Annotated in this window: 11 protein-coding genes and 1 pseudogene; 6 read left to right on the top strand and 6 right to left on the bottom strand. The window is 45.8% G+C overall.

Annotated features, from left to right (window positions below):
• Positions 1 to 341 precede the first annotated feature (341 nt).
• The 3 genes from ACKRAT_RS03620 to ACKRAT_RS03630 all read left to right on the top strand — a co-directional run bounded on the left by ACKRAT_RS03620 (position 342) and on the right by ACKRAT_RS03630 (position 3,279).
• On the top strand, positions 342 to 1,529 hold the full coding sequence (locus ACKRAT_RS03620; RefSeq protein ID WP_411844405.1) for a Bcr/CflA family efflux MFS transporter: 1,188 nt from the start codon (positions 342 to 344) through the stop codon (positions 1,527 to 1,529).
• Positions 1,530 to 1,655: 126 nt separating this feature from the next.
• On the top strand, positions 1,656 to 2,324 hold the full coding sequence (locus ACKRAT_RS03625) for a hypothetical protein (protein WP_411843741.1): 669 nt from the start codon (positions 1,656 to 1,658) through the stop codon (positions 2,322 to 2,324).
• A 214-nt stretch (positions 2,325 to 2,538) separates the two neighbouring features.
• Entirely contained in the window at positions 2,539 to 3,279 is a 741-nt protein-coding gene (locus ACKRAT_RS03630; protein WP_411843742.1) for a tyrosine-protein phosphatase, read from the top strand.
• Between the two features lie 242 nt (positions 3,280 to 3,521).
• On the opposite strand, the gene nhaC is transcribed toward ACKRAT_RS03630, so the two are convergent.
• Both nhaC and iadA read right to left on the bottom strand, forming a co-directional pair.
• Complete coding sequence (gene nhaC / locus ACKRAT_RS03635) at positions 3,522 to 4,940, bottom strand: Na+/H+ antiporter NhaC (protein WP_411843743.1); 1,419 nt, start codon at positions 4,938 to 4,940, stop codon at positions 3,522 to 3,524.
• A 20-nt stretch (positions 4,941 to 4,960) separates the two neighbouring features.
• The gene (iadA, locus tag ACKRAT_RS03640; RefSeq protein ID WP_411843744.1) at positions 4,961 to 6,106 is read right to left on the bottom strand and encodes a beta-aspartyl-peptidase; all 1,146 of its coding nucleotides are present in this window, start codon (positions 6,104 to 6,106) and stop codon (positions 4,961 to 4,963) included.
• 174 nt (positions 6,107 to 6,280) lie between these two features.
• On the opposite strand from iadA, the gene ACKRAT_RS03645 reads away from it, so the two are divergent.
• The 3 genes from ACKRAT_RS03645 (at position 6,281) to ACKRAT_RS03655 (ending at position 8,785) form a co-directional block, all read left to right on the top strand.
• On the top strand, positions 6,281 to 7,939 hold the full coding sequence (locus tag ACKRAT_RS03645) for a sigma 54-interacting transcriptional regulator (RefSeq protein WP_411843745.1): 1,659 nt from the start codon (positions 6,281 to 6,283) through the stop codon (positions 7,937 to 7,939).
• A gap of 506 nt (positions 7,940 to 8,445) precedes the next feature.
• Positions 8,446 to 8,625: a DUF6290 family protein gene (locus ACKRAT_RS03650; protein WP_411843746.1), complete on the top strand. Its 180-nt coding sequence runs from the start codon at positions 8,446 to 8,448 to the stop codon at positions 8,623 to 8,625.
• A 1-nt stretch (position 8,626) separates the two neighbouring features.
• Positions 8,627 to 8,785: a type II toxin-antitoxin system RelE family toxin gene (locus ACKRAT_RS03655; protein ID WP_411843747.1), complete on the top strand. Its 159-nt coding sequence runs from the start codon at positions 8,627 to 8,629 to the stop codon at positions 8,783 to 8,785.
• 45 nt (positions 8,786 to 8,830) lie between these two features.
• On the opposite strand, the gene ACKRAT_RS03660 is transcribed toward ACKRAT_RS03655, so the two are convergent.
• The 4 genes and pseudogenes from ACKRAT_RS03660 to ACKRAT_RS03675 all read right to left on the bottom strand — a co-directional run.
• Complete coding sequence (locus tag ACKRAT_RS03660) at positions 8,831 to 9,610, bottom strand: WecB/TagA/CpsF family glycosyltransferase (RefSeq protein ID WP_411843748.1); 780 nt, start codon at positions 9,608 to 9,610, stop codon at positions 8,831 to 8,833.
• A 98-nt stretch (positions 9,611 to 9,708) separates the two neighbouring features.
• Positions 9,709 to 11,064 (bottom strand): teichoic acids export ABC transporter ATP-binding subunit TagH, encoded by a 1,356-nt coding sequence (gene tagH / locus ACKRAT_RS03665; RefSeq protein WP_411843749.1) that lies wholly within the window; start codon positions 11,062 to 11,064, stop codon positions 9,709 to 9,711.
• A gap of 12 nt (positions 11,065 to 11,076) precedes the next feature.
• On the bottom strand, positions 11,077 to 11,898 hold the full coding sequence (locus tag ACKRAT_RS03670) for an ABC transporter permease (protein WP_411843750.1): 822 nt from the start codon (positions 11,896 to 11,898) through the stop codon (positions 11,077 to 11,079).
• A 36-nt stretch (positions 11,899 to 11,934) separates the two neighbouring features.
• Positions 11,935 to 13,095 (bottom strand): annotated as a pseudogene (locus ACKRAT_RS03675) (CDP-glycerol glycerophosphotransferase family protein); the annotation flags it as partial.
• Positions 13,096 to 13,273: the final 178 nt, after the last annotated feature.

The raw sequence follows: 13,273 nt of genomic DNA on the forward strand, positions 1-13,273 counted from the left end.
CCCCTATCAGATGGGATGTCAAAATGATAGTCACTACTTTTCAAACGTTGAGTTCGAACAATCAGAAGGCACAGAACTGGTTTTAAGTACACTCTACTTAATGCGGGAATATCTGAACCAGGACTGGGAAGAGATAAGAGGGTTGCTTGAGAAAAGCTGATGTAACACCGGATCATAAGGGGCACTTATGGAGAGAGACTGAAAAAGATTGAAAGTAACAGAGGAATACTTCAATAAGATCAAGAGATCCGTTGAAGTATTCTTTTTTCATTGTGCTAAACTGTCCCGTATCATAGAATTGATTCGGAGGCGATACAATGCATCAGCAGAATAATGACTATATACTACATAATCCCACCGGAAAGAAACGGATGGGGCTTGCTTTACTCCTTGGGCTACTCGCCATCATGGGACCGTTGAATATCGATATGTATTTGCCGAGTTTCCCGGGAATCGCTGAGGATCTGGGGACCAGTCCCTCACTTGTACAGGTCAGTTTGACGGCCTGTCTCCTCGGGCTTGCCTTCGGGCAGGTGGTCATCGGACCTCTCAGCGATGCACAGGGCCGTAAGAAACCTTTATTAATATCTACCTCGCTGTTCATTGTGGCGTCATTGCTCTGTACTGTGGCGCCGAACATCTATGTGCTGATTGCGGCACGGTTCCTGCAGGGTTTCACAGCCGCCGGAGGTGTCGTCCTCTCCCGGGCAGTGGTGCGCGATGTGTTCAGCGGCAGGGAACTGTCGAAATTCTTCTCACTCCTGATGGTGATCAATGCCGTCGCGCCCATGGCCGCACCCATAGCGGGCGGCGGAATACTCCTGCTGCCTTTTGCCAGCTGGAACACCATCTTCCTGTTCTTGAGTATTTTAGGGTTATTGATCGTAATCATCGTTGCAGTGAGCCTTAAGGAGACATTGCCTCCCGCGCAGCGGATACAGAGTTCAGGACCGGCCACCCTCCGCACAATGGGCGCACTGCTCAAAGATCCGTCATTCATCGGTTATGCAGTGCTCGTCGGATTCGTCCACGGCGGCAGTTTTGCATATGTGTCCGGCACCCCCTTCATTTATCAGGGGATTTACGGTGTCTCGCCGCAGGCCTTCAGTATACTGTTCGGCATAAACGGCATTGCCATCATCATCGGCAGTTTCATCATCGGCCGCCTGGGCGGGGTCATCCATGAGAAACAGCTGCTGAAAACCGCTGTAATCATTGCGGTCAGTGCAACTTCCATATTGCTGATCATGACGATCATAGAAGGGCCTTTGGCCGCTATTGTGATACTGATTTTCATCTATATGACGACGATGGGAATGGTCCTCACAAGTACGTTTACGCTCGGCATGGCCGAACAAGGGCACCGGGCGGGGAGCGCGAGCGCCGTTTTGGGCATGCTGCCGCTGCTGCTCGGTGCTGTATTCTCCCCGCTGGCAGGTGTGAACGAAGCCTCCGCAATACCGATGGGTGTCATATTGTTCAGTACGTCATCAATCGGTCTGATTGCATTTTTCAAATTGATTAAATAAATATGTAAATGTAAGTGTTTTAAAATATCTGTATTTCATGTTGAATGACTGAGTATTTCAAATGAAGTGCTGGTGAATGAGGGTATGGAGGAAGAGGTATAAAATAAAGAGACAGAGGTGGCACACATGAACGATCTAAGACTATTGCTTGATCTCAGTAAAGAAGAAGATAATCTATATGTCGAAACGGGAAAGAGCTGCAGGGCGATGTTTCTGATTGACGGATTCGCCTCATATGATGGTCATGTCGACTCTTTCACCGATGAGCCTAAGATGATTACACTTGAAGCGGGCGGCAAAAATATTTTGAGCAGTATTACACAGGTCGATGTCGACTACATGCTCACGAGAAATGTCATTACATTTGAGGAGACTCACGTCGTCATACATGAATTCGAGAATAAAAAGCTCGGTAACATTGAAAAAGTGGGGGAGAAGTTATATGAAATCCCGCTCAAAGAAACGTCCTCGATCAAGAATGAATCGATTGCTGGCACCTTATCGACCGGCTTCTATGCCCTGGAATATGATGATTCACAGGACGATTTCCCGCTGTCCATCAACAGGCTTCTGGTCTTTCTGTATGCCGAGAAGGAGAGGGTATACCGGTCAGGGATTTTGGACAATGAGGAATACGATCCATTCATCGGGGAAATCAATCGCTTCATGGAAGAATATGATGTTGAATTCGAACAGTCCGAAGGTACGGAACTGATCCTGAGCACCATCTATCTCATGCGGGAATATCTGAACCAGGAGTGGGAACAGATATATGAGCTGCTTGAAAATGGATGACAGATTGAATTTAATGGCACCGCCACTTTTCGAGTGGCGGTGTTTTGGATTGCCTATATGTTAGATTGTATGGCAAACCGAGAGTTTGACCATGTTAACCCGATATAGCGGTCCGATGGGCTTTACAATATCTTAACAGTGCGTTTAGCTTAACTTTATTGTATGAAATGTTATTATGTAGATGTGTAATAATATAATTTTGGAGCTGAATTTAATGATAGATATTCATAACCATCTGCTGATGAACGTGGATGATGGGCCTGTTTCTGAAGACGAGGTGCTGAATCTGCTGCATCAGGCGATCGATCAGGGAATTACGAATATTATGCTGACACCGCATCACCATGCAGGATCTTATATGACGCCTAAAGATACTGTGCTTGAAAAGCTGGAAGAAGTTCAGAAACTCATAGATGATAATGAACTGGATATCAATGTCCATCATGGACAGGAAATCCGGATTAATGAGACGATCATTGCTGATCTAAATAGAGGATTCAACACCAGCCTCAACGATTCACAGTACATCCTTGTTGAAATGCCATTTACCGAGCTGCCGCCGTTTTATAATAAAGTGATTGATGAACTGCTTGAAGACGGCTATACACCTGTCATCGCCCATCCTGAAAGGTGTGCTGAGATTGCTGCTGATCATGATAAATTGGCCGAACTGGTCAATAAAGGGGCGCTCGCTCAGGTAACAGCAGGTTCCATTACCGGTGACTTCGGAGAAGATCTGCAGGAAACAGGATTGGAAATGGTCAAAAACAATCTGATTCACGTTGTCGCAAGCGATGCCCATCACGCGGAAGTGCGTCCGTTCATGCTGAGGAAAGCGTTCGAAACAATTGATGAAGAACTGGGAGAGGAATACTCCGAGAGACTAAAAGACAACGCCCAGAAGATTTTCGCAGATGAACCGGTTTTAGTGGATGGAACGGCAAGAATAAAATAGATTTTTTACGGAGAACCGGGCATATGGAATGCCTGGTTTTTTTATGTGGAGGAGGCAATGAACTGAAATCAATGTTGCTCAAGCGGCTTATCACATCCACGAATTAAAAGTATAGATGTGCAACCGGTTTTACGCATCTATGCTTTCAAAGTTAAGACGTGCAAACACACGTCCACCCATCCACCCCACACAAAAAGCTGGGCCTGCCATAACAGCAGGTCCAGCTTCTTTATTCCGGTGTATTAATCTGCATCTTCTGTTGTCAGTTTCGCTATGCCAATGCCGGTATAACCTAAAATGATTGCGAAAATGAATCCGGTGTAGCAGAGAATTGCCCATGGTGCGTAACTGATTGTGGAAACGCCGAGTACGCCGGCCATATAGACGCCCGCGGATGACCATGGAATCAGCGGTACAACTACGGTACCAGAATCTTCCAAAGTCCTTGAAAGGTTCTTTGCATGAAGTTTCTTGTCTTTATAAGTATCTTTGAACAATTCACCGGGTACGATGATGGAGAGATATGAATTCCCCGTCACCAACGCCATGGTAATGCAGGAGAGCACTGTTGAAAGAATGAGGTCTCCGGTCCTCTTTACAATTCTGAGCAGTGCATCCATGATGACTTCGAGCGCACCAGATTTTGTAATGATGCCGGCGAATGCGAAGGCGCTGAACGCAATGAGTATAACGCTGGTCATGGACTGCATGCCGCCTTGTGTCACAAGCTCGGTCACTTCGGATGGAACTGTATCCGGATTGAATCCTTTTTTGACGATCATTGAAACATCAAATCCTGTGACTGTGGAAGCGAAGACATCGGTGAATGGAAAACCCTGATAGACGATGGCGATCGCTCCGGCCACAATGGATGAGAAAATGATTGTCGGTAATGTCGGCTTCTTCCGGATGGATCCATATAGTACGATTATCGGTGGCAGCAGCAGAAGAAGGTTCCACTTGAACATTTCACTTAAAGTCACCATCATGCTGCCCATTTCTTCCGGTGCAGTGATGTTTTCTGCAGACAAGTTGAACCCGACAAAAAGATAAATGATCATGGATAAGACAGCTGCTGGTATGGTGGTGTAGAACATGTGCTTGATGTGTTCATACAATTTACTTCCGGCCGCAATCGGTGCCAGGTTTGTAGTATCGGACAATGGTGACAACTTGTCACCGAAATAAGCACCCGCAACGACTGCACCCGCTGTAGCAGGCAGTGAAACACCAAGCCCCGTAGCGATACCCATCAGCGCAACCCCCACGGTGCCTGCCGATCCCCATGATGTTCCTGTGACGATGGAAATGATTGCGGAGACTATGAATGCTATCAGTACGATAAACTGCGGGTTGATCAGCTCCAGTCCGTAATAGATCATCATCGGAATGGTGCCGGCAATCATCCAGGTGCCGATCAATATGCCGATGGAAATCAGCACCAGGATGGCGGGCATTGCCATATTCAATTTCTCTTGGATGCCTTTTAGCATCTCATCCCAGTGGACACCAAGGCGCATTGCGATGAACCCGGCAAAAATGGATGACAGAATCAGAAGCGGCTCTGGACTAAGGCCATATACCCCGTAACCGATGGCCAAAAGCAACAGCATGACGATAATAGGCAGACAGGATTCAAATAACGTCGGTTTTCTTTTCATTGTTTTTCCCCCAATGTTTACTATTCAAAAGTACCTTTTACAATGACTTCTTTTTCCTTGAGCATGTGCTGGCCGTTCGCAAATACATGGTTGATCTCAAGGGTTTCCTGGTCCAACAGGAGAAGGTCGGCATCCATGCCCACCTTAACGCGTCCTTTATGTTCGAAACGAAGTGCAGTTGCCGTATTCAGTGTGACAAGCGCGAGTGCCTCATGTAACGGGACATCGCGGTTCTTTACAGAATCGGCCACCTGGGCGAACAGCAATTCCTGTGTTGCCACGCCGAATCCGGTCATTTCCCCTTTGTCATCGAATACGGGCAGACTGCCGTTGCCGTCGGATGATACGGTCAGGTGCTGAAGATCACCGCCGTTATCTTTGAAGTATTCAATCCACTCCGCAGTATGATCATCTGCTGTGATGTCGACATATGCCCCCCTGTGCGACAATTCTATTGCCTCATCTACCAGTGCTTTGCTTCGTGTAATATGCGTCGCATAAATATTGGCCGGTGGAATTTCATAGTCCTCAATCAGTGCCCTTAAAAAGGCCAGGCGTTCTTTGCCGATGCCGACATGGAAATGTGTGACTCCCGCTTTTTTGCTGAGCAGCCCGCCGACTCTGGCCTCAGCCGCCAATTTGGCGACTTCTTGCACGGAAGGCTGGGCCGATCTGGAATCCGAGATCGCAATCTCCCCGGCACCGATGACTTTATCTATCAGAATGACGTCATCTTTGACAGAAGAGGTGATGGTAGGCGTAGGCACATGGTAATTGCCCGTATATATGTAGGCCGTAATTCCCTCATCTTCCAGCCCTCTCGCTTTTGCGAGCAGCGACGTCATATGACGGGTGGTCCCGTCAGTCCCTAGGCAACCGACAACAGTCGTTACACCAGCTTTTACGATATTACTCAGTTGCAGTTCAGGCGTGCGTGTCGCAAAACCGCCTTCGCCGCCCCCACCGATGAGATGCACATGAGGGTCAATGATGCCGGGTGACACAATCATGCCTTCCGCATCAATAACTTCCACGTCGAATAAACTTTCAAGCTGCGCCTCATCGACATCTCCGATTTTTATGATGAGCCTGCCGTTCAACAGAACGGATTTCTTCCCAACATGTTCAGGGGCATAGACATCCCCATTTTTAATTAATGTAAACATAGTATCCTCCTTGTTGTTAAAATCATCAAAATTATTTGAATAATAAGATTGTACACTTTATTTAAAAATAATACAACCTAATACAACCTATTAAAAATAGATAAAAGAAATGGGACTTTTATCACATAGGGTGTAAAATAGAGAGATACATGACTTTATGGGAGCGTGCATCGCGTGGACAAGAGATTATTCATAATTGGAATACAGGAAGAAAATCTGGGTTCATTGAAAAAACAGATGGAATATATATTCGGAGGCAGTATGCCTGTCATAGGCGTCACATTGAAGGACCTCACATACGGTGCGATTTTGCCGGGTGATGTTGTGTTGTTGTCATCATATGAAATCGGGGAGATTGTGAAACCGTTTCTGCCAGAATCATGTACAGTGATCGTTTCCAGAAGGACAATCAATATCGTGAAGCTCAAAAACATCCTCACCATGCAGAAAGCTTCAAGATTCATGGTGGTCAATGATAATCCGGCAGCGACTCTCGAGACGATTGAAGAATTGGGAAATGTTCTGCCCGATCATGAATTTCTGGCTTATATGGCACATGAACCAATGCCGGAAAACTTTGATTTTATCATTACACCTGGTGAAGCAAAACTCGTCCCGACAAAGGCATATCAGACATTTGATATCGGTGCTAGAGTCGTTTCGATAGAGACTGTGTTGGAACTGAAGGAGCTATTCGAGCTGGAGATGAAAGATTCACTTTTGATGCAGTACTATATCAAAACAATGGTGCATCTGACTGCGAAGAGAAGTGAGAATAAGCCGGTAAGCATTGCCGATCAGAATAAAAACAGGACATTCTCCGGGATATCGACAGAATCTACACTGATGGAATCCACTATAAAAATTGCGCGCCGGATGGCGAAGACTTCAAATATCATCCACATCACCGGGGAGACCGGGACCGGCAAACAGATGCTGGCGGAGATGATCCACAATGAATCGGCTTATCATGATATGCCGTTTTACATATACAGCGGTGCTGACAAAGATCCGCAGTTGATCGAGGATGAACTATTCGGTGGGACAGGGGAGAAGCATAGCGGAATATTACGGGAGATTAACCGGGGGACAGTGTATATTAAAAATATCGACAGTATACCATACCAGCTTCAAAACAAGCTCGCCAATTATTTTGATAAAAACACCGGCAGTTCGGACATCAGGATAATGACCTCTTCGATTGATGAACTGTGGAGGCTGTATAAGGAAGACGTAATCAGCCAGAAGCTTTATTCATACCTGTCATCCTACATTTTAAAAACTCCTTCCATCTCTGAAAGGAAAGAGGACATCCCAGTTCTGATAAATGACTTCAAAAAGCATTTCAACAAGACAGAAATGCAATTTTCCGACAGAGTTATGAATGCATTTGTCCGGTATGACTGGCCGGGGAATGTAAGGGAGTTATATAATCTCATCTCATACTGCGTATGTTTGAATCAGAATTATGTAGAAATAGATTCACTGCCGATATTCTTCAAAGGCCTCGAGAACGATTTTGAAAATGGAACAGAAGATGGTGTCTTAAATACAGAAGCGACAGTCAGCAAGATAGAAAAACACGGTTTTCTTTCAGAAAGCATCCAACTGTTAAACATCTATAAAAAGGGGAAAAAAGAAAATACCTCATATGGTCGGGGAAAAGTGAGGAAACTGCTATTGGAAGAAGGCGTCAAAATGACAGATCAGCAGCTGAGACTCAGAATCGAAATACTAGATGAACTGGAACTGTTAAATGTGCGTATTGGTAGGGCAGGAACCACTATTTCAGAAAAAGGGGAGAAGTTCCTGGAAGAAATGAATAAAAAGTAGAGGATGAGTGGATTTCCGCATCCATGCTTTTGAAGTCAAGACGTGCAAACAGGTCTCTGCATCCATACTTCCGGGCTGCACGGCTCTCATAATACTTTAGGATTTGACCCGAAATTTTTCAAGAAGTGCAGCCAGCGGCTAAGTTTCTAAAAGAAAAAAGACTTGTTAAATTAGGAACAGGGATTCATAATTTTAATAATTTCAGTATACAATCTAGCTATGTACTATTATTTGGATATTTTTATAGATTAGAGAGAAAGCCCGCTTTCTCGATTTTAACGCTGAGCAATTGAGTTTTTTATATTTACTGATAATGCAAAATAGGGTTTAGAATGGGTGTAAAAATAAATTCCAAAGTGACACCGATGCTGGAAATAGGGGGCAGTTGTTTTTCACTGAAAACGTGATACAATGTGTTACAAAATAAGGAGGGGATGATTGCCGATGAGTACCATTACAGTGCACTTAAATGAAACGGAGCAAAAAGTGTTTGAGGAATTGCAAAATTGTATGATATGCCTTTGTCGACCCTTTTGAAGCAGACACTCGAAGAAAGAATAGAAGATGAATTGGACTTAGAGGCCATCAAAGCCTATGAAGAAAGTCTTCAAAACGATAACAATGATGAGTTGGATGGTGTAACAGTTTACGGGCATGACGAAATGAAGAAAATGCTGGACCTGTAACATGATGTATCGCGTGGCATATGAGAAAAAAGCCGTTAAAAGTTTAACGGAAATCGACAAAAGCCAGCAGCGTATGATTGTCCCATGGATTGAAAAGAACTTACAAAACGCACCACCCCTTCAATTCCCTGAAAAAAAACAAGCGGGAACCTGGCTGTAGCCACCAGCCAGGTTCCCGCTTGTTTTTCATTTTCCCTTTAACCTCTTAATTTCTCGGCTTCTTCTTGCTGAAACCAAAGACTTTCATGATCTGTCCAATGATCGGTATGTGGAGCAGCATGAATTCTGCGACTCTCAGCACGCGCTTGATGCGTTTTGGCTCCTGGATCAGGCGGTAGAGCCATTCGAGCTGGCATTGGATCCACCCCTGGGGTGCACGCTGCGCCTTGCCGGATAATACGTCGAAGCTGCCGCCGACGCCCATGAACACTCCTTTATCGAACTTTGCGATGTTATCATGAATCCATTTTTCCTGGCGCTGCATACCGAGCGCGACGAGCACGATATCCGGATTCGTATCAAGCACCATCCGGGAGATTTCCTCATCCGCCGGATCGAAATAGCCGTCGTGCCTGCCCGCAACCACAAGTCCCGGGAATTTCTCCTGCGCATTTTCCACGGCTTTTCTGTTGGAGTCTTCCGCGGCACCCAGGAAAAATACGCTGTACCCTTTTTCAGCGGCATGTTCCAGCATTTCGTACATCACGTCAATACCGCTGACCCGCTCGGGCAGGGGACGACCCATAAATCGGGCTGCGTTGATTACACCGACGCCGTCCGCCAGTACATAATCTGAGTCCTGTACGATCTTTTTGAACTCAGAGTAATCCCGTGTTTCGATCACGATTTCCGGATTGGCAGTGACGATAAAGCATTTGTCTTCGTTCGCGAGAGTCGGATATATCGTATCGTTCAAAAATCTCTCCATGGTCGTATGGATAAAATCGATATCCATTATTGTCACTTTGTCATAGTGTCCAGTCATCGTGCTCACCTCTTTTCCGTGAAACGTTAAAAAATAATTTAACCGTTCATCTGATTCATCATTTAATGCTATTTTTTGGGAATGAACCCCCATGGCTCTTATAAATTCTGTCTGTCTGCTGTTTCATCTTCGGTGACATTGTCCATATGGGTCCAAACGAGAGTATCCTCCCCGTCAATTAAGCCTCTGTACCATACGTTATTGCCGACAAGTACGGTCTGATCGACATGGAATTTCATCCCTGCATGGTGCTCCAGTGTTTCATGGACGTACTGGTTCGGGCCGCCCCAGGGTTCCGTTGCGGCGAATCCGGTGTCGTTCAGGATGAATTCCTTTTTATCGGCATCTATAAACGTCAGCGCGTGGGAAGATGTCTCTTCAGCCCTGATCCAGCCGATGACACCGTCCTCACCGCTCGGTTGCGTACTGAGCAGATAGAAGTTCTCAAAGTGGTAAGTTGCTTCCCGTTTGACATAATATACCCGTTTTTTGTATTTATAGGCACTCGCTGTGACTGTATCACTGTTCGGCGCTTCAAAAATATCCGTCGCATCGCCTTTCAGATGGGCGAGCCGGCTGACCGGACGGATGGAGTAGGTGTGTGATTGTTCCAGCACTTCATCGTCATCCAGCAGCATCAGGTTGCCGAACTGTTTATATTCGGCCTCGGCCGGATCCCGGTCCATCACTTTCTGGCGGTAGTCATTCCGTTCCTCTTTCGTCATGGAACGCCATTTGGACAGGAACGATTCATACAGCGGCAGGATATCCTTCACTTCGCCGAATGCTTTCACCCGGCCGAACTCGAGCCAGAGGATCTTATCACAGAAACGTTTCATCTGTCCGACGGAGTGGCTGACGAAGATCATCGTCTTGCCCTGGTCTTTGAATTCCATCATTTTCTTCAGACTCTTCTCGGCGAATGCCTTGTCACCTACCGATAATGCTTCATCGATGATGAGGACATCCGGGTCGATATTGACGCTGATGGCAAATCCCAGACGGGATTTCATTCCGCTGGAATAAGATTTGACCGGCATATCGATGAAGTTTTCCAGTTCGGAGAACTCGACGATATCCGGCTCCAATGCTTTGATCTCCTCTTTTGAAAAGCCGAGCATCAGACACTTGAGTTCGATGTTGTCACGGCCCGTGAGGTCTTCATTCAACCCCGCTGCGACCGCAATCAGTGCCGTCTGGCCGTTGACCTGTACGTTGCCCTCGGATTCCGGGACGATACCGGCCAGAATGTTGGACAGTGTCGATTTTCCGGAACCGTTGATGCCGATGAAACCGACGACATCCCCTTTTTCAGCTTCGAAGTTCACACCGTTCAAAGCATAGAATTCCCGACCGTGGGTCTTGGGAGTGACGAGGTCCAAAATGCGCTCTTTCTGGCTGTCATACACTTTATATTTTTTTGCGACATTTCTCGCTATAATTGCTTTTGTCATGCCTAACCCCTCTTATAGATAATCAATGAAATTCCGTCTGAACTTCACGTGCAGCGTCGATCCGACCAGCATCATGAGGAAGACGACCCCCCAGAAGTAAAGCGTATGTTCCCAATGCGTCACCAGATACCACTCGGTGCCGAAGAAGACGGAACGATAGCCTTCAATCAAGTAAAGCAGCGGATTCAGCTGCATAATTTTCAAAATCAGCGGAAAATCAGACAACAGTGACAGCGGCCACAGGACGCCTGAGACGTAAAGCAGCATGCGCAGCAGTGAATTCAGCAGCAGATGCACATCACGCACGAGTGTTGATAATGTGGATGTAATCAATGAAAACGAAAATACAAGTGCGTAAGTACCGGCCACAAAATAAATGAGCTGCAGGTAGTAGATATTAATGTAATACCCTGCCGCCTGGAATACAACAAACGCCAGGAAAAGCATAATAATGTGCGTATAAAATTTTGAAAATATCGTTATGTTCGGTATGGCACTGAGCGGGAAGCTCATCTTGGATAACATCTTCAGCCGTCTGTATATGGACTTCGATGCTTCGATGCTGCCCTGGAAGAAGAAGGTCCACACGATAAAGCCGATGGCGAGCCAGTAGAAGAACGGAACTTCCGTCCCGTTCATTTCAATCGGTGCCCGCTGCCGCAGTGTGCCGAACACGAACCAGTAGATCATGATGGTGATTACCGGTGTGAGGACTTCCCACACAATACCGAGATAGTTATTTTGGTTTTTGCTTTTCATATCATACAGGGACATCCTTCTTATCAGATAGAAGTTTTTAAATTGTTCCTGCAGTACAATCCATAAGGATTTCATTCTTTACTCACAACCATTCCATTCATCGTTGTTGAATTATACAATTTTATTTTTTAAATGACAAATGAGATCCTCCATGACGCGCTGTGATGCCTTGCCATCCTCGAGATAACAGAAGCGCTCGCGGAACGATGCCGTGTCATACTTTTCATTGAACGCTTCCCGGTCACCGGTTTTAATTTCCTGAATCAGACGGTCCGTCGTCTTGACGAGCGGACCCGGCGCATTCGCTTCAAAATCGAAGTAGAAGCCGCGCAGTTTATCCCGGTATGAATCGATGTCATAAGTATAGAAGATCATCGGACGACGCAGGTTCGCATAGTCGAAGAACACGGACGAGTAGTCGGTGACGAGCATGTCAGAGATCACATACAGATCCCGGATGTCTCCGTATTTCGAGAAGTCATACAGGAATCCATTATACTGACTTAAGTCGAGATTTTCAGCAACCAGGTAGTGCATCCTCAAAATGATAATATACTCCCCGGATAATTCTTTGTACATCTTTTCGGTATCAAACTGCAGGTCGAATTTATATTTGCCTCTGGCATGGAAGCTGTCATCCCGCCACGTTGGTGCGTAGAGGATGATTTTCTTATCCGGCGGCAGACCGAGTGCCTGCTTTATATTCTGTGCTGCTTCATCATCACTATTATTAAACAGGAAATCGTTCCGCGGATAGCCGGTTTCAAGCACTGCCTCATTAAAATCGAATGCCCGCCTGAAAATATCCGTGGAATAGCGGTTGGGGGAAATGAGATAGTCCCACTTGGACGCTTCCTTTGTAAAATTCTTTTTATAACTCCCGGTATCCGTGCCCGGCATATGGACGGTCTCTATATCTGTACCCAATTTCTTAAGGGGGGTACCATGCCAGGTCTGCAAATATGTTGTACCCCGAGGCTTCGGTATCCACAGTGGCAGGCGGCTGTTGGTGATCCAGAGCGCCGCCCTGTTCATATGTATCATCCAGGGAAGCGAGAATCTTTTGACATGGGGAATGTTTTCGTCCTCGAAAATCCGGGAAGACTGCCTGTCTGCGCTCCACAGCAGCGTGTACTCCGGATGATGGTTGGTCATATACTCATATAAAGCCCTCGGATTGTCGCTGTACTGTTTGCCGAGGAAACTTTCGAACATGATCAATGAATGGTCCTTTTTTACTGTTCTGCCGCATAGTGCGAACAGTTTTTTATAGACGAAAAACGCTGTTTTCTTTAATATTCTCATGAAAATCACACCTAAAATTTATACTTTTAATGAAATTATGTTATAATAATTAATAATCTTTACAAAAGATTAACCTTATCTTTACAATTATACACGTATCCAAAGACATTATACCAGAGGTATATTGGGAGGGACTACTATGGAA

This window comes from Salinicoccus sp. HZC-1 (genome assembly GCF_046736035.1).
In the GTDB taxonomy this organism is placed as follows: domain Bacteria; phylum Bacillota; class Bacilli; order Staphylococcales; family Salinicoccaceae; genus Salinicoccus.

What these genes read in the sequence shown, in the direction of transcription:
- nhaC (WP_411843743.1), bottom strand. Translation starts at nt 4,940, where the DNA reads ATGAAAAGAAAACCGACGTTATTTGAATCCTGTCTGCCTATTATCGTC.
- iadA (WP_411843744.1), bottom strand. Translation starts at nt 6,106, where the DNA reads ATGTTTACATTAATTAAAAATGGGGATGTCTATGCCCCTGAACATGTT.
- ACKRAT_RS03660 (WP_411843748.1), bottom strand. Translation starts at nt 9,610, where the DNA reads ATGACTGGACACTATGACAAAGTGACAATAATGGATATCGATTTTATC.
- ACKRAT_RS03670 (WP_411843750.1), bottom strand. Translation starts at nt 11,898, where the DNA reads ATGAAATCCTTATGGATTGTACTGCAGGAACAATTTAAAAACTTCTAT.
- tagH (WP_411843749.1), bottom strand. Translation starts at nt 11,064, where the DNA reads ATGACAAAAGCAATTATAGCGAGAAATGTCGCAAAAAAATATAAAGTG.
- ACKRAT_RS03630 (WP_411843742.1), top strand. Translation starts at nt 2,539, where the DNA reads ATGATAGATATTCATAACCATCTGCTGATGAACGTGGATGATGGGCCT.
- ACKRAT_RS03655 (WP_411843747.1), top strand. Translation starts at nt 8,627, where the DNA reads ATGATGTATCGCGTGGCATATGAGAAAAAAGCCGTTAAAAGTTTAACG.
- ACKRAT_RS03625 (WP_411843741.1), top strand. Translation starts at nt 1,656, where the DNA reads ATGAACGATCTAAGACTATTGCTTGATCTCAGTAAAGAAGAAGATAAT.